Below are 18,836 nucleotides of genomic sequence, written 5' to 3' on the forward strand. Positions count from 1 at the left end.
CCCGCGTCACAGCAGGCCGAAACGTTCCTACCGCTACAACGTATGGGGCAAGTTCCAATGGCGAATGAAGACAAGCTCCGGGACTACCTCAAGTGGGTCACCGCCGACCTGGCCGAGACGCGTCGACGGCTCCAGGAACTGGAGTCCCGCGGGGACGAGCCCATCGCGATCGTCGGGATGAGCTGCCGGTTCCCCGGCGGGGTGCGGTCCCCCGAGGACTACTGGCAGCTCCTGGCCGACGGTGTCGATGCCATCTCCGAGTGGCCCACGGACCGTGGGTGGGACGCGGAGGCGCTCTACGACCCCGACTCCCGGCGCGTGGACGGCAGTTACGCCCGCGAGGGCGGATTCGTCCACGACGCGGGCGACTTCGACCCGGCGTTCTTCGGTATCTCGCCCCGTGAGGCCGTGGCGATGGACCCGCAGCAGCGGCTGCTGCTGGAGGCGTCCTGGGAGGCGTTCGAGCACGCTGGCATCGACCCGGAGTCGGCGCGGGGCGGGCGCGCCGGCGTCTTCGTGGGATGCAGCAACCAGGAGTACGGCGCTGGTCTGGGAGACATCCCCGATGACGTACGCGGCCACCTGCTGACCGGCAACTCCACTTCCGTGGTCTCCGGCCGCGTCTCGTACGTGCTGGGTCTTGAGGGGCCTGCGGTGACGGTGGACACGGCGTGTTCGTCGTCGTTGGTGGCGTTGCATCTGGCGGTCCAGGCACTCCGTAGTGGTGAGTGTGATCTGGCGTTGGCCGGTGGTGTGACGGTGATGTCGACGCCGGGTGTGTTCGTGGAGTTCTCGCGGCAGCGGGGGCTTGCGGTGGATGGCCGGTGCAAGGCGTTCTCGGATGACGCGGATGGTACGGGTTGGTCCGAGGGTGTGGGCATGCTGCTGGTGGAGCGGCTGGCGGATGCCCGGCGTCTTGGTCATCGGGTGCTGGCGGTGGTGCGGGGCAGTGCGGTCAATCAGGACGGTGCGTCGAATGGTCTGACGGCGCCGAACGGTCCCTCGCAGCAGCGGGTGATTCGTGCGGCGTTGGCGGGTGCGGGGTTGTCTGCGGCGGATGTGGATGCGGTGGAGGCGCATGGCACGGGTACCGCGTTGGGTGATCCGATCGAGGCGCAGGCACTGATTGCGGCTTATGGGCAGAACCGTGAACGGCCTTTGTGGCTGGGGTCGGTGAAGTCGAACATCGGGCACACTCAGGCGGCTGCGGGTGTGGCGGGTGTGATCAAGATGGTGCTGGCGATGCAGCACGGGGTGCTGCCGCGCACCCTTCACGTGGATGAGCCGTCGTCGCATGTGGACTGGTCGGCGGGTTCTGTGGAGCTGCTGACGCGGGAGCAGGAGTGGCCGGAGCAGGAGGACCGGCCGCGCCGCGCCGCCGTCTCCGCATTCGGCGTGAGCGGCACCAACGCCCACGCGGTCCTCGAAGAGGCGCCCCGCGAGGAACTGCCCGAAACCCCCGAGGCAACCACCGACGGCGACTCCGCCCCCGCCATGTCCCCGGCGTTGCCGCAGAAGGCACCTCGGGTGCTGCCCTGGGTGCTGTCGGCCCGTACCGCGGAGGCCCTGCCCGCGCAGGCCGGACGGCTCCTCGCGCACCTACGGGAGCACCCCGGCGCCACCCCGCTCGACATCGCCTGGTCGCTTGCCGCGCACCGGTCGGCCCTGCCGTACCGGGCCGCCGTCATCGGCACCGGTCACACCGAACTCGTCGATGTGCTCGCGGCGTTCGCCAACGGAGACCGCACCGACGGCATCGTGACCGGCATCGCCCAGCCGGACGGCCGCACCGCCTTCCTGTTCGCGGGGCAGGGTTCTCAACGCCTCCGCATGGGCCGCGAGTTGTACGAGGAGTACCCGGTCTTCGCGGATGCCTTCGATGCCGTAAGCGCGCATATGGACCCGGAGCTCGAACTGCCGCTGCGGGACGTCGTCTTCGGCGAGGACGCGGACCTGCTGAACCGGACGGAGTACGCCCAGCCCGCGCTGTTCGCGCTGGAGGTGGCGCTGTTCCGGCTGCTGGAGTCGTGGGGTGTGCGCCCGGATGTGCTGGCGGGTCACTCGATCGGTGAGCTGGCCGCCGCGCATGTTGCCGGGGTGTGGTCGCTGGGGGATGCGTGCCGGCTGGTGGCCGCGCGTGGCCGGTTGATGCAGGCGCTGCCCGCGGGCGGGGCGATGGTCGCGCTCCAGGCTGCCGAGGACGAGGTGCTGCCGCTGCTGTCCGGTCGGGAGGCCGAGGTCGGCATCGCCGCCGTCAACGGGCCGCAGTCGGTGGTGATTTCGGGTGCGGCCGAAGCGGTCGAGGAGATCGCGGACGGTTTCCGTGCGCAGGACCGCAAGGTGACGTCCCTACGAGTCAGCCATGCCTTCCACTCGCCGCTGATGGAACCGATGCTGGCGCAGTTCCGGCAGGTCGCCGAGAGCCTTGAGTACGCGGACCCGGCCTTCCCGATCGTCTCCACCGTCACCGGTACGACCGCGACCGCCGAGGAACTGCGCTCCCCGGAGTACTGGGTGCGGCACGTCCGCCGGACGGTCCGCTTCGCCGACGGCGTGTCCGCCCTCGCCGCGCGCGGCGTCACCCGCTATCTCGAACTCGGGCCCGACGGCACCCTCACCGCTCTGGCCCAGGCCTGCCCGGAGACGGTCGCCGCGGCCGACACCGTCGGCAGCGACGGCATCCTGTTCACTGCGACCCTGCGCAAGGACCGCAGCGAGCCGGTCAGCGCCCTCACGGCCCTGACCCGCCTGCACACCCATGGCGCCACCATCGCCTGGGAAACCGTGCTCCCCGGCGGCTGCCGGGCGGACCTGCCCACGTACGCCTTCCAGCACCAGCGCTACTGGCTGGCGGACCAGAGCCGCCCCGGCACCGGCAGCGGAGGCATCAACGGCGAGCAGCAGTCCGCCGATGCCGTCGAGAACGAGTTCTGGGACGCCGTCGAGCGCGGCGACCTCGGCTCGCTGGCCGGGTCGCTCGGCCTCGCCGAGGAGTCCCTCAACGGTCTCGTACCCGCCCTCTCGTCCTGGCGGCGTCGTCGCCAGGAACGTTCCCGGGCCGACCGGTGGTTGTACCGGGCGCAGTGGAAGCCGCTCGAGCCGTCGTCCGCCACCGTTCTCTCCGGCCGTTGGCTCCTGCTCCTCCCCGAAGGCGCGACACAGGACGCCGGCACGGACGCCGTCACGGCGGAACTCGCCGCGCGCGGCGCCGAACCCGTGATCGTCGAGCTCCCCGGTTCACCGGAACGAGCCTCCCTCGCAGCACAGTTGGAAACAGCCGCTGCCTCCGACGACGTCTCCGGTGTCGTCCTCGCCACCGGCACCACGGATGACGTGACGCAGACGTGCGCCGCGGTGGCCGCGGTCATCCAGGCGCTCGGGGATGCGGGTGTGGGGGGCCGGTTGTGGGTGTTGACGCGGGGTGGTGTGTCGGTGGGCCGTTCGGACGGTCCTGTGGATCCGGTGCAGGGTGCGGTGTGGGGTCTGGGCCGGGTGGCGGCGCTGGAGTACCCGGACCGTTGGGGTGGTCTGATCGATCTGCCCGAGGTCCTCGACCGCCGCGCAACGCAGAGGCTTGCCGTGGTCCTGGCCGACGGAACCGCCGACGAGGACCAGGTCGCCCTGCGGGCATCGGGAGTCTTCGGGCGCCGGCTGGCCCGGGTGACCCCGAACGGGACTGGCGGTGAGGCCAAAGGCAGCGGTTGGCGGCCGCGGGGAACGGTGCTGGTCACGGGCGGTACGGGCGCGTTGGGTGCCCGTGTGGCGCGGTGGGCGGCGGCGGAGGGCGCCCGGCATCTGCTGCTGGTCAGCCGCCGGGGCCCGGAAGCTCCGGGTGCCGCGGAACTGCGGGACGAGCTCCTGGGTCTGGGCGTGCACGTGACGGTGGTCGCGTGTGATGTGGCGGATGGCGACGCGCTGGCGGAGCTGCTGGCGGCGCATCCGGTGGATGCGGTGGTGCACACGGCGGGTGTGCTGGACGACGGTGTGATCGACGCGCTGACTCCGGAGCGGTTCGCGACGGTGTTGCGGACGAAGGCACTGGGCGCGCTGCACCTCGACGAACTCACCCGCGACCGCGACCTGGACGCCTTCGTCCTCTTCTCCTCCTTCGCGGGAAGCATCGGAGCGGCCGGCCAGGCCAACTACGCCGCGGCCAACGCTTTCCTCGACGCGCTCGCCGACCGGCGCCGCACGGCCGGGCTGCCCGCCACGTCGATCGCGTGGGGCCCCTGGGCCGACGCCGGCATGGCCGAGGACGCCGGATCCACCTCGCGCATGCGCCGCGGCGGGGTGCTCCCGCTGGACGCGGGGACCGCCACGAAGGTCCTCACACGCGCGGTGGCCGCCGACACGCCGGCCGTGATCGTCGCCGACCTCAACTGGTCGGACTTCGCACCGGCCTTCACCATGACGCGTCCGAGCCCGCTGATCGGATCGCTGCCGGAGGCACGCGCTGCGGTCGAGGGCGCCGCGGCCACCTCCGAGCGCATCGGATCCGACGACCGTGCCGGGCTGCTCGGCCGACTGACCGGGCTCACCCCCGCCGAACGGGACCGCGTCCTGCTGGAGACGGTGCAGTCCTGCGCCGCCGCCGTCCTCGGCTACCCCAACCCCGAAGCTGTCGCCGCCGAGCGCGCCTTCCGTGACCTGGGCATCGACTCTCTCACCGCGGTCGAACTCCGCAACGGCCTGGCGGCGCTGACGGGTGTCTCGGGTCTCGCCGCGACGCTGGTGTTCGATTATCCGACGCCGGTGTCGTTGGCGCGGTATCTGCGGGAGCAGTTGCTGGGCGGTGTGGCCGAGGTGGAGGCGTCGGTGGCAGGGCCCGCGCCTGTGGGGGGTGTGGACGATCCGGTGGTGATCGTCGGGATGGCGTGCCGGTTCCCGGGTGGTGTGCGGGATCCGGAAGGGTTGTGGCGGCTGTTGTCGGCGGGTGGGGACGCTGTGGGCGCGTTCCCGGCCGACCGGGGCTGGGACCTCACCACCCTCTACGACCCGGACGGTGAGCGCCCCGGAACCACGCTGGTCAACGTCGGCGCCTTCCTTGATGGTGTGGATCGTTTCGATGCGGGTTTCTTCGGGATGAGTCCGCGGGAGGCGTTGGCGACGGATCCGCAGCAGCGGTTGTTGCTGGAGACGTCGTGGGAGGCGTTGGAGCGGGCGGGTATGGCGCCGGCTTCGCTGCGGGGCAGCCGGACGGGTGTGTTCGCGGGGACGAACGGTCAGGATTACACGGGTCTGTTGGTGGCCTCGGGTGAGGACTTCGAGGGGCATGTGGGCACGGGCAATGCGGCGTCCGTGTTGTCGGGCCGGGTGTCGTATGTGCTGGGTCTTGAGGGGCCTGCGGTGACGGTGGACACGGCGTGTTCGTCGTCGTTGGTTGCGTTGCATCTGGCGGTGCAGGCGTTGCGCAGTGGTGAGTGTGATCTGGCGTTGGCCGGTGGTGTGACGGTGATGTCGACGCCGGGTGCGTTTGTGGAGTTCTCGCGGCAGCGGGGGCTTGCGGCGGACGGCCGGTGCAAGGCGTTCTCCGACGATGCCGACGGCACCGGGTGGGGTGAGGGTGTCGGTGTGCTGGTCGTGGAGCGGCTGTCGGATGCCCGGCGCAACGGTCATCGGGTGCTGGCGGTGGTGCGGGGGAGCGCGGTCAATCAGGACGGTGCGTCGAATGGTCTGACGGCGCCGAACGGTCCTTCGCAGCAGCGGGTGATCCGGGCGGCGCTGGCGGGCGGTGGACTCAGCCCGGCCGATGTCGATGCCGTGGAGGCGCATGGCACGGGTACCGCGTTGGGTGATCCGATCGAGGCGCAGGCGCTGCTGGCCACGTACGGCCAGGACCGTGAACAACCCCTGTGGCTGGGTTCGGTGAAGTCGAACATCGGGCACACCCAGGCCGCCGCCGGTGTCGCGGGCGTCATCAAGATGGTGCTGGCCATGCAGCACGCGGTACTGCCGCAGACCCTCCACGTCGAGGAGCCCTCGTCGCATGTCGACTGGTCGGCGGGTGACGTACGGCTGCTCACCGAGCCGCGCGACTGGGCGAGGGAGGAGGACCGGCCGAGGCGCGCCGCCGTGTCCGCCTTCGGTGTCTCCGGCACGAATGCGCACGTCGTCCTGGAGCAGCCTGTCGCTGAGGAGGCCGGGGCTGCGGCCGGTGGCGATCCGATGTCGTCGATGGTTCCTTGGGTGGTGTCGGCGCGCAGCCGTGACGCTCTGCGGGCACAGGCCGGTCGGCTTGCGGAGTACGTGAGCGGCGACGAGACGCTGGGCGTTGCGGGGGTCGGTGGATCTCTTGTGCGTTCGCGGTCGGTGTTCGAGCACCGTGCGGTGGTGTGGGGTGCGGATCGTGAGGAGTTGCTGCGCGGGCTTGAGTCCGTTGTGGCCGGTGAGCCGGCTGCCGAGGGTGTGGTGACCGGTGAGGTGGGTGAGGGGGGCCGTACGGGCTTCCTGTTCGCTGGGCAGGGATCTCAACGCCTGGCCATGGGGCGGGAGTTGTATGAGGAGTATCCGGTCTTCGCGGATGCGTTCGACGCCGTGTGTGCGCACCTGGACACCGAACTGCCGCGCCCGCTGCGGGAGGTCGTCTTCGGCGAGGACGCGGAGCTGCTGAACCGGACGGAGTACGCCCAGCCCGCGCTGTTCGCGCTGGAGGTGGCGCTGTTCCGGCTGCTGGAGTCGTGGGGTGTGCGCCCGGATGTGCTGGCGGGTCACTCGATCGGTGAGCTGGCCGCCGCGCATGTTGCCGGGGTGTGGTCGCTGGGGGATGCGTGCCGGCTGGTGGCCGCGCGTGGCCGGTTGATGCAGGCGCTGCCCGCGGGCGGGGCGATGGTCGCGCTCCAGGCTGCCGAGGACGAGGTGCTGTCGCTGCTGTCCGGTCGGGAGGCCGAGGTCGGCATCGCCGCCGTCAACGGGCCGCAGTCGGTGGTGATTTCGGGTGCGGCCGGGGCGGTCGAGGAGATCGCGGACGGTTTCCGTGCGCGCGATCGCAAGGTGACGGCGCTGCGGGTCAGCCACGCGTTCCACTCGCCGTTGATGGAGCCGATGCTCGCCGATTTCCGTGCCGTTGCGGAGGAACTGTCCTATGAGCAGCCGAAGCTGCCCATCGTCTCCACGGTGACCGGCGCACTCGCCACCGCCGAGGAACTGACCTCCCCCGACTACTGGGTGCAGCACGTCCGTCGGACCGTTCGTTACGCAGACGCTGTCCGTACCCTCGCCGGGCAGACCGTCACCCGTTTCCTCGAACTCGGCCCCGACAGCACCCTCACCGTCCTCGCCCAGGACTGCGTGGCGGACGAAGGACGGCTGTTCGTCCCGGCGCTGCGCAAGGACCGGCCGGAGGCCGGGGCGGTGGTCGCCGCCGTGGCCGCGGCTTTCACACGCGGTGCCGAGGTCGACTGGTCGAGCCACTTCCCGCACAAGCCCTGGGTGGAGTTGCCGACTTACGCCTTCCAGCACGAGTCCTACTGGCCGACGATCACGAGCCCGGAACCGGCCACGAACACCGGCGGCGAGATCGACGCCCGTTTCTGGGAGGCGGTCGAGCGCGAGGATCTCGAAGCGCTGGCCGGGGAATTGGAGCTGGAAGCGGACGTCGTGGGCGCGGTGCTGCCCGCGCTGACCTCCTGGCGGCGCCAGAGCCTGGAACAGGCCGAGGTGGACGGCCTGCGCTACCGCGTCGAGTGGCGGCCGTCGGCCGACGTCTCCGGCTCGGCAACCCTGTCCGGACGCTGGCTGGTGGTCGAGCCGGCGGGACTCGCCGAAGACGCATGGTCGGAGTCGGTGATCGACGCTCTGACAGCCCGTGGTGCCGAGGTGGAGCGGGTCGCGTACGAGGCCGGTACGGACCGTGCGCAGATTGCCGCACGGCTGCAGGGTATGGCGTCGCTCGCGGGTGTGGTGTCGCTGCTTGCTCTCTCCGGTGAAGTGTCCGAGGACGGCGTGCCGGTGAGTGTCTCCGGGTCGGTGGCCTTGGTACAGGCCCTGGGCGACGCCGGTGTGACGGCACCTCTGTGGGTGCTGACCCGTGGTGCCGTGTCGATGGGCCGCTCGGACGGTCCCGTGGACGCGGTGCAGGGAGCGGTCTGGGGCCTGGGCAGGGTGGCAGCCCTGGAACTGTCCGACCGTTGGGGCGGTCTCGTCGATCTGCCCACCGCCATCGACCGCCGCACGGCGGGCCGACTGGCCGCTGTTCTGGCGGGTGTCGCGGACGAGGATCAGATGGCGGTCCGCGCGTCGGGTGTGTTCGGACGTCGGCTGGCGCGGGTGATTCCGGGCGAGGCCACCGGCGGAGACACGGCCTGGCGTCCTCGGGGAACGGTGCTGGTCACGGGTGGTACGGGTGCGTTGGGTGCCCGTGTGGCGCGTTGGGCGGCCGCGGAGGGTGCCGGGCATCTGGTGCTGGTCAGCCGCCGGGGCCTGGATGCGCCGGGCGCCACCGAGCTGCGGGATGAGCTTGCCGCTTCCGGGGTGCAGGTGAGCGTTGCGGTGTGCGACGTTGCCGACCGTGCCGCTGTGGAGGAACTGCTGACGCAGTACTCGGTGGATGCGGTGGTGCATGCGGCCGGTGCGGTGGTGAACCTGCCGTTGGAGCAGATGTCGGTGCAGGATCTGGCCGAGGTGTGGACGGGGAAGGTCGCGGGAGCGGCGAATCTGGATGCGGCGCTCGGTGAGCGTCCGCTGGATGCGTTCGTGGTGTTCTCCTCCATTGCCGGGGTGTGGGGCAGTGGTGGGCAGGCCGGTTATGCGGCGGCCAATGCGTTTCTGGACGGGCTGGTGGAGGCGCGTCGGGCGCGGGGGCTGGCGGGGACGTCGGTGGCCTGGGGGCCGTGGGCCGACAGTGGTATGGCGGCCGGTGCGGAGGCGGTCGAGGCGCTGCGGCGCCGGGGTCTGGTGGCGCTGGAGCCGGAGCGGGCCGTGCGCGCACTCGGCCGCGTGGTGCCGGGCGCGGACCCTGTGGTGGTCGTGGCGGATGTGGACTGGGCACGGTTCACGCCCGCGTACACGAGCGTCCGTCCGAGCGCGTTGCTCGCCGACCTGCCCGAAGCCCGCACCGCCCTGACCACGGCCTCGGATTCTCTCGCCGGTGAAACGGCCGGCTCGGCGCTGCGCGACCGGCTCGGCCGGATGGCCGCGAGTGAACGCGAGCGTGCGCTGCTGGAGCTGGTGCTGGACCGTGTCGCCGCGGTGCTCGGTCATGCCGGCGCCGGGGCGATCGAGGCCACCCGGTCCTTCCGCGACCTGGGCTTCGACTCCCTCACGGCCGTCGAGCTGCGCAACCGGCTCGCCGCCGAGACCGGTCTGAAACTGCCCAGTACCCTCGTCTTCGACCACACGACGCCGACGGCCCTCGTACGGCTGCTGCGACAGGAACTGTTCGCCGACGACGGCGACGAGCCCGGCACCAACGCGCTGCTGCCGGTCCCGGTCGTGACGTCCACGACGGACGACCCGATCGTCATCGTCGGGATGGCCTGCCGTCTCCCGGGCGGGGTCGCGGGACCGGACGATCTGTGGCGACTGGTCACCGAAGGAACCGACGCAATCTCCGAGTTCCCCACCGACCGGGGCTGGGACCTCGACGCCCTGTACGGCTCCGCGGACGGCGGCGGCCAGGGCCGCAGCCACACCCGTGCGGGAGGCTTCCTCTCCGACGCCGCGCAGTTCGACCCCGGCTTCTTCGGGATTTCGCCCCGCGAGGCCGTCGCCGTCGACCCGCAGCAGCGGCTGCTCCTTGAGACGTCCTGGGAAGCCCTGGAACACGCGGCGATCAGGCCCGACTCGCTGCACGGCAGCCGTACGGGTGTGTTCGTCGGTGCCGGCAGCTCCGGATACGGCGCCGGACTGCGGGAGGTGCCGGAAGGGCTCGGCGGGCAGCTGCTGACGGGTGTCGCGGGCAGCGTGGTCTCCGGCCGCGTCGCCTACACCTTCGGCTTCGAGGGCCCCGCGGTGACCGTCGACACGGCGTGCTCGTCCTCGCTGGTGGCGCTGCACCTGGCGGCTCAGTCCCTGCGTTCCGCAGAGTGCGACCTGGCGCTGGTCGGCGGTGTGACCGTGCTGGCCGACCCGGGCGCGTTCGTCGAATTCAGCTCGCAGGGCGGTCTGGCGGCGGACGGCCGGTGCAAGGCGTTCTCCGACGACGCCGACGGCACGGGCTGGGCCGAGGGTGTGGGCGTGCTCATCGTGGAACGGCTGTCCGACGCCCGCCGCAACGGACACCCGGTGCTGGCGGTGGTGGCCGGATCCGCCGTCAACCAGGACGGCGCCAGCAACGGCCTCACCGCCCCCAACGGGCCCGCACAGCAACGCGTCATCCGACAGGCCCTCGCCGGGGCCGGACTCGCGCCGGCCGACGTGGACGCCGTGGAGGCACACGGCACCGGTACGACCCTGGGCGACCCTATCGAGGCCCAGGCCCTCCTTGCCACCTACGGCCAGGACCGCGAACAGCCCCTGCTGCTGGGCTCGTTGAAGTCCAACATCGGGCACACCCAGGCCGCCGCCGGTGTCTCCGGTGTCATCAAGATGGTGCTGGCGATGAACCACGGCCTGTTGCCGCGCACCCTGCACGTGGAACAGCCCTCGACGCATGTGGACTGGTCGGCCGGTGACATCAGGCTGCTGACGGAGAACGCCGAGTGGCCGGGGACCGAGGGGCGTCCGCGCCGGGCCGGAGTGTCGGCCTTCGGCGTGTCCGGCACCAACGCCCATGTCATCCTGGAGCAACCCGCACTGGAGGCCCCGGCCCCTGAGGAACCCTCGTCCGAGGGCTCCCGGAGCGGTGGCAAGAACGACCTTCCGGAGCCCGCACTGCTGCCGTGGGTGGTCTCCGGCCGCAGCCGAGCCGCCCTGCGCGCCCAGGCCGAACGGCTGGCAGCCTTTGTCGCCGGGCGTCCCGAGACGACGGCTGTCGAGGTCGCCGCGTCCCTCGTGCGCTCCCGCTCGGTGTTCGAGCACCGGGCCGTGATGTGGGGCGCCGACCGCGAGGAGCTGCTGCGCACCCTCCGCGCGGTCGCGGACGGCGAGCAGACCGACGGGGCCGTCATCGGCTCCGCACTCGCGGACGGCCGTACGGCGTTCCTCTTCGCGGGCCAGGGATCCCAACGCCTCGGCATGGGCGGGGAGTTGTACGAGGAGTACCCGGTCTTCGCGGATGCCTTCGACGCCGTAAGCGCGTACCTGGACACCGAACTGCCGCGCCCGCTGCGGGAGGTCGTCTTCGGTGAGGACGCGGAGCTGCTGAACCGCACCGAGTACGCCCAGCCCGCCCTCTTCGCGCTCGAAGTGGCCCTGTTCCGGCTGCTGGAGTCGTGGGGTGTGCGCCCGGACGTGCTGTTCGGCCACTCGATCGGTGAGCTGGCCGCCGCCCATGTCGCCGGGGTGTGGTCCCTGGCCGACGCCTGCCGACTGGTCGCCGCGCGCGGACGGCTGATGCAGGCGCTGCCAGAGGGCGGGGCGATGGTGTCGCTCCAGGCGTCCGAGGACGATGTGCTGCCGCTGCTCGCGGGCCGGGAGAACGAAGCCGGCATCGCCGCCGTCAACGGACCGCTGTCCGTGGTGGTGTCCGGCACCGAGGGCGCGGTGAGCGAAATCGCCGCCGCCGTCGAGGCGCTGGGCCGGCGGACCCGGAGACTGCGGGTCAGCCATGCCTTCCACTCCCCGCTGATGGAACCGATGCTGGTCGACTTCCGTGCCGTCGCGGAGAGCATCGCCTACGCGCCGCCGCGTATTTCCGTCGTCTCCGACGTCACCGGCGCACCCGCCACCGCCGAAGAACTGACCTCGCCCGAGTACTGGGTGCGGCACGTGCGGGACGCGGTCCGCTTTGCGGACGGTGTGCGCACCCTGGCCGGCCAGAACATCACCCGGTTCCTCGAACTCGGCCCCGACAGCACCCTGACCACCCTTGCCCAGTCCTGCCTGCCCACGGCGGACGGCCTCCAGGTGTCCGCCCTGCGCGACGACCGTCCCGAGCCGCGGACCCTGCTGTCCGCGGTGTCCGCGCTGTTCACGCGGGGCGTCGACCTGGACTGGGCGGCACCCCTGCCGTGGCTGTCCCGCGCGCCGAGGATCGCCCTGCCCACGTACGCCTTCCAGCGCAGGCGCTACTGGCTCGAGGTGCCCGCGGGGTCCGGCGACGCCTCCGCGCTGGGTCTCGCCGCCACCGGCCATCCGCTGCTCGCCGCCGCGATGCCGGTCGTGGGCACCGGCGCGGTTGTACTGACCGGACGGCTGTCGCTGCGCTCCCACCCGTGGCTGGCGGACCACCGGCTCGCCGGGGCCGCCGTTGTGCCCAGCACCGCCTTCCTGGAACTCGCCGTCCACGCGGGCGACCAGGTGGGCTGCGCCGAAGTACGCGAACTCACGCTGGAGGCACCGCTGACCGTGCCCGAGCACGGCGCGGTCCGGATCCAGGTCCGGATCGAGGAGCCGGACGCCCGCGGCACCCGCGCCCTGGCCGTCTACTCGCACCCCGACGAAGCGGGGCTCGACGACACCGCATGGACCCGCCACGCGGGCGGCCTGCTCGTCCCCGGCGGCACCACGGACGCGGGGACCGACGCGGGGCAGGAAGGCGAGTTCGCCCTCTGGCCGCCGGCCGGCGCCGAACCCGTCGAGATCGGCGACCTGTACGAACGGCTTGCCGCCGACGCGGGTCTGGAGTACGGCCCCGCGTTCCGCGCGCTGACCGGCGTATGGCGGCACGGAGACGACGTGTACGCCGAGGTCGCCCTGGGTGAGGAGGCGCGCGAGCAGGCGCGGCGGTTCGGGGTGCACCCGGCGCTGCTGGACGCCGCTCTGCATCCGCTGGGGCTCGGCCTGCCGGAGGGGCTGGGCGACGGACTGCTGCTGTTCGCGTGGCAGCGCGCCACGCTTCTCGCCGACGGCGCCGGCGCGCTGCGCGTCCGGCTGACCCGGTGCGCCGAGGACGCGGTGACCCTCCGGGCCGCCGACGCCTCCGGACAGCCGGTCCTCGTCATCGACTCGCTGCGGCTGCGTCCTGCCTCCGGCGGGCGCACACCGGCCGTCGGCGCCGCCACCGCGGGAGACGGCACGGACAGTGTGATCACGGCGAACCGCGTGGACACCCCCGTCGGCGCCGACGACCGTACGGAGTCCGCGCGTTCGGCCGCCCCGGCACGGCCGGTACGCCGCCGCGCCGCCGACTCCGGTGACGCGAGCGGGGGAGTCGGCCTGCTCGACCGGCTCGCCGGCCGGTCCGCGGCCGAGCGGCAGCGAGTACTGCTCGACCTGGTGCGCCGCAAGGTGGCCGCCGTGCTCGACTATGTCGACGTCGACGAGGTGGAACCCTCCCGCGTCTTCAAGGACCTCGGCTTCGCGTCCATCACCGCGGTGGAACTGCGCAACCAGCTCAGCGCCGACATCGGGGTGCTGCTGCCCGCCACCCTGGTCTTCGACCACCCGACGCCGCTCGCGCTCGCCGCGCACCTCGACGAGGAACTGTTCGGGGCCCGGCCGGACTCCGCGACGCCCGCCGCCTCCCGTGCCCGTCTCGACGACGATCCGGTCGTCGTGGTCGGCATGGCCTGCCGCTACCCGGGCGGCATCACCAGCCCCGAGGAACTGTGGGACCTGGTGGCGAACCGGGGCGACGGCATCTCCCCCCTCCCGGCCGACCGCGGCTGGGACCTCGCGAAGCTCTACCACCCGGACCCGGACCACCCGGGCACCTGCTACGCCCGCGAGGGCGGATTCCTGCACAACGCAAGCCAGTTCGACCCCGGCTTCTTCGGCATCTCCCCGCGCGAGGCGCTGGCGATGGACCCGCAGCAGCGGCTGCTCCTTGAGACGTCGTGGGAGGCGCTGGAGCGGGCCGGTATCGACCCGGTGTCCCAGCGCGGCAGCCTCACCGGTGTCTTCGCCGGCGTCACCTACCAGGACTACGTCGGGATCCTCGGCGCCGCCAAGGACAGCTTCGAGGGCTACATCGGCACCGGAAACTCGCCGAGCGTCCTGTCCGGACGTATCGCCTACGCCCTGGGCCTCGAGGGCCCGGCCCTGTCCGTCGACACCGCCTGCTCGTCGTCCCTGGTGGCGCTGCACCTCGCGGTGCAGGCGCTGCGGCAGGGCGAGTGCAACCTGGCTCTTGCGGGTGGTGTCACCGTGATGTCGACACCGGGCTCCCTCATCGAGTTCAGCCGGCAGCGCGCGCTCGCCGAGGACGGTCGCTGCAAGCCGTTCTCCGCGGACGCCGACGGAGCGAGCTGGGCCGAGGGCGTCGGCATGGTCGTACTGGAACGGCTGTCCGACGCCCGGCGCAACGGACACCCCGTCCTCGCCGTCGTACAAGGCAGCGCCCTCAACCAGGACGGCGCGTCCAACGGCCTGACCGCGCCCAACGGCCCCTCGCAGCAGCGGGTCATCCGTGCCGCGCTGGCTGCCGGCGGGCTCGCCCCGGGCGACGTCGACGCCGTCGAGGCGCACGGCACCGGTACGACGCTGGGCGACCCCATCGAGGCACAGGCGCTGATCGCCGTCTACGGCCAGGACCGGCCCGAGGACCGTCCGTTGTGGCTGGGCTCGCTGAAGTCCAACATCGGTCACTCCCAGGCGGCGGCCGGTGTCGGCGGCATCATCAAGATGGTCATGGCCCTCCGCAACGGGGTCCTCCCGGCCACCTTGTACGCCGAGACCCCGACCCCCGAGGTCGACTGGTCCGCGGGCGCCGTACGGCTGCTCGACGAGCCGCTGCCGTGGCCCGAGACCGGCCGTCCGCGCCGCGCCGGCGTCTCCTCGTTCGGCATGAGCGGCACCAACGCGCACGTCATCATCGAACAGGCCCCCGCCGACGTTCCTCGGGACGCCGGTACCACCGGTGACGAGCACGACACCCGCCCGGTACTGCCGCTCGTACCCGTCCCCGTGTCCGCCCGCACCTCCGACGGGCTGCGCGCCCAGGCGGGCAGGCTCCTCGCCCACCTGCGCGCCCACCCCGGCGCCCGGCTCGCCGACGTCGGGCTGTCCCTGGCCACCACCCGCACCGCGTTCGAGCAGCGCGCGGTCGTACTCGCCGCCGACCACGACGGCCTGGAACGCGGACTGCGTGACCTCGCCGAGGACCGCATGGTCAGCGATGCCGTCCAAGGCGTCGACCGGCGTGGCACCGGACCCGTGCTGGTCTTCCCCGGCCAGGGCGCCCAGTGGGCCGGAATGGGCCGGGAACTCCTCGACACCGCACCGGAGTTCGCCCGCAGCATCGCCGAGTGCGAGCAGGCCCTCGCGCCGTACGTGGACTGGTCGCTGACCGCCGCCCTGCGCGGCGGCCCGGACGCCCCCGACCTCGACCGGGTGGACGTCGTCCAGCCCGTCCTGTGGGCCGTCATGGTCTCCCTCGCCCACCTGTGGCGTTCGTACGGCGTCGAACCTGCTGCCGTCGTCGGTCACAGCCAGGGCGAGATCGCCGCGGCCGTCGTTGCCGGCGCCCTGTCGTTGGAGGACGGTGCCCGCGTCGCCGCCCTGCGCAGCAAGGCCATCACCGCCATCGCGGGCGACGGCGGCATGATGTCCGTCCCGCTGCCCGCCGACGAGGTACGCAGCCGCCTCGAGCCGTACGGCGACGCGCTCGCCGTCGCCGCCGTCAACGGCCCCTCCTCGGTCGTCGTCTCCGGTGCCGCCGATGCCCTGGACCGGCTGTTCACCGAACTGACCGGCGACGGCGTCCAGGCCCGCAAGGTCGCCGTGGACTACGGCAGCCACTCCGGCCATGTCGAACCCATCCGCGAACAGGTCCTCGACGCGCTCGCCGGCCTGCGGCCCCAGCCCGCCGAGATCCCCTTCCGCTCCTCGGTCACCGGCGACTGGCTGGACGACGACATCGTCCTCGACGCCGCCTACTGGTACACCAACCTGCGTGAAACCGTCCGCTTCGAGGACGCGGTCCGAGGCCTGCTGGCCGCCGGTCACCGCGCCTTCATCGAGGTCGGGCCGCACCCCGTCGTCGCCTTCGGTCTGCGCGAGACCATCGAGGACGCCGCCGCCGACGCCGTCGTCCTCGGCACCCTCCGCCGCGACCAGGGCGGCCTGGACCGCTTCCTGACCTCCCTGGCCGAGGCCCACACCCAGGGCGTGGCCGTGGACTGGCGCGCCGTCTTCGCCGGCACCGGCGCCGAACGCGTCGACCTGCCCACCTACGCCTTCCAACGGCTCAGGTTCTGGCCCGAGTTGCGGGACGCCGACCCTGCCGCCGAGGACGGCGGAGACGTCGTCGACGAGGTGGAGAGCCGCTTCTGGCAGACCGTGGAGGAAGAGGACCTCGAATCCCTCGCCGACACCCTCGACCTCGGCGGTGACACCCCGCTGCGCGAGGTGCTGCCCGCGCTGTCCGCCTGGCGGCGCAGCAGCAGGGAGCAGTCCACCGTCGACAGCTGGCGCTACACCGTCGGCTGGACCCCGCTCACCCAGGACACCGCGGCCGCACCCCCGGCCGGAACCTGGCTCCTCGTCGTGCCCGCCGCCGGTCACGAACTGGCGGACGCCACCCGGCAGGCCCTCGCCGACCACGGTGTCCCCGTCCGCCTCGTGCCCGTCGACGGCGCCGGCCCCGACGCCGACCGGGAGTGCCTGGCCGCCCTGCTGACCGCCGCGCTCGCCGCCACCGGCGACGGGCCCGCCCTCGAACCGGCCGGCCTCGGTGGTGTGCTGTCGCTCCTCGCACTGGACGAGAACCCGCACCCCGAACACCCGGCGGTGCCCGCCGGACTCGCCGGAACGCTCTCCCTCCTCCAGGCGCTCGGCGACCTCGGCGTCAGCGCACCCCTGTGGTGCGCCACCCGCGGTGCCGTCGCCGTCGCCGGCTCGGAGACCGTCCTCAGCGCCCCGCAGGCCCTCGTCTGGGGTCTCGGCCGGGTCGCCGCCCTGGAACACTCCGACCGCTGGGGCGGCCTGATCGACCTGCCCGCCGTCCTCGACCGCCGCGCGGGCGACCGGCTCTGCGCGCTGCTCGCCCGGCCCGACGGCGAGGACCAGACCGCCGTACGCGCCTCCGGCACCTACGGCCGCAGGCTTCTGCGCGCCCCGCTCGCCGGTGCCACCCCGCCCGGCGAGAGCTGGCGCCCGCGCGGCACCGTCCTGATCACCGGTGGCACCGGCGCCGTCGGCGGACACATCTCCCGCCGGCTCGCCTCCCTCGGTGCCGAACATCTGCTGCTCACCAGCCGCCGGGGCGCCGACGCGCCAGGCGCCGACGAACTCCTGGCGGAGCTCACCGAACTCGGCGCCGGCCGCGTCACCCTCGCCGCCTGTGACGTCGCCGACCGCGACGCCCTGCGCGACCTCCTCGACTCGATCCCCGAGGAGCACCCGCTGGACGCCGTACTGCACATTGCCGGATCCCTCGACGACGGTGTCATCGACGCCCTCGACCCCGGCCGTATGAACCCGGTGCTGCGCACCAAGGCCACCGCCGCGGTGAACCTGCACGAACTGACCGCCCACCTCGATCTGTCTGCGTTCGTGCTGTTCTCCTCGACGTCCGGCACCATCAGCGGCCCCGGCCTCGGCAACTACGCCCCCGGCAACGCCTTCCTGGACGCCCTCGCCCAGCAGCGCCGCTCCCTCGGTCTGCCCGCCACCGCCGTCGCCTGGGGGCACTGGGCCGACGGCGGCATGGGCGACGGCGCGGTCGGCGAACGTCTGCGCCGCTACGGCGTCTACGACATGCAGCCCGAACTGGCCTGCCAGGCCCTCCAGCAGGCCCTCGACCACGGCGAAACCTACCTCGCCGTCACCGACATCGGCTGGGAACGCTTCGCGCCCGCCTTCACCGGCTCCCGGCCCAGCGCCCTGCTGCGCGACCTGCCCGACGCCCAGCGCGTCCTCAACCCGGCCCGCGGCACGGCCTCCGGACAGGCCGCATCGGACGCCTTCGGAGGTGACGGCGCCGACGGCGACCAGCCCGCCCTCCGCCGCCACCTGGCCGGTCTCACCGACGACGAACGCGCCGGCGCCGTCCTCGACGTCGTCCGCGGCTATGTCGCCACCGTCCTCGGCTACCCGGGGCCCGAGGCCGTCGAGCCGACCCGCGCCTTCAGCGACCTCGGCTTCGACTCGCTGAGCGCCGTCGAGCTCCGCAACGGGATGAACAAGATCACCGGGCTGCGTCTGCCGGCCACGCTGGTCTTCGACTACCCGAACTGCGCGGAACTGGCCCGGATGCTGCTCGGCGAACTCGGCGCGGCGTCCGACGATGGCGACCGCCTGCCCGCCACGACGCGGCCCGTCGCCACGTCCGCCTCCTTCGCCGACGACCCGATCGTCATCACCGCGATGAGCTGCCGCTTCCCCGGCGGGGCGAACACCCCCGAGGACTACTGGCGGCTGCTCGCCGACGGTACCGACGCCATCGCGCCCTTCCCGGCCGACCGCGGCTGGGACGTCGACAACCTGTACCACCCGGATCCCGACCACCCCGGCACCTGCACCGCCCGCGAGGGCGGATTCCTGCGGGACATGGCCGAGTTCGACCCCGCCTTCTTCGGTGTCTCGCCGCGTGAGGCGCTGGCGATGGACCCGCAGCAGCGGCTGCTGCTGGAGCTGGCGTGGGAGGCGTTCGAGCGGGCCGGCATCGACCCGCTGTCGCTGCGCGGATCCCGGACCGGCGTCTTCGCCGGCACCAACGGCAACGACTACACCCCGCTCCTCGTCGCCTCCGGCGAGGACGTCGGCGGCCACCTCGGCACCGGCAACGCGGCAAGCATCGTCTCCGGCCGTGTGTCCTACACCCTGGGCCTGGAGGGCCCGGCGGTGACGGTGGACACGGCATGCTCGTCCGCGCTGGTGGCCCTGCATCTTGCGGTGCAGGCGTTGCGGGCGGGGGA

Annotated in this window: 1 protein-coding gene; it reads left to right on the forward strand. The window is 72.6% G+C overall.

The window, feature by feature from the left end:
* Positions 1 to 57: 57 nt before the first annotated feature.
* On the forward strand, positions 58 to 18,836 hold an 18,779-nt coding region (locus ABT186_RS28160), incomplete at its 3' end, for a type I polyketide synthase (RefSeq protein ID WP_351927419.1).

Source organism: Streptomyces sp. NPDC001634 (assembly GCF_040298185.1).
Classification (GTDB): domain Bacteria; phylum Actinomycetota; class Actinomycetes; order Streptomycetales; family Streptomycetaceae; genus Streptomyces.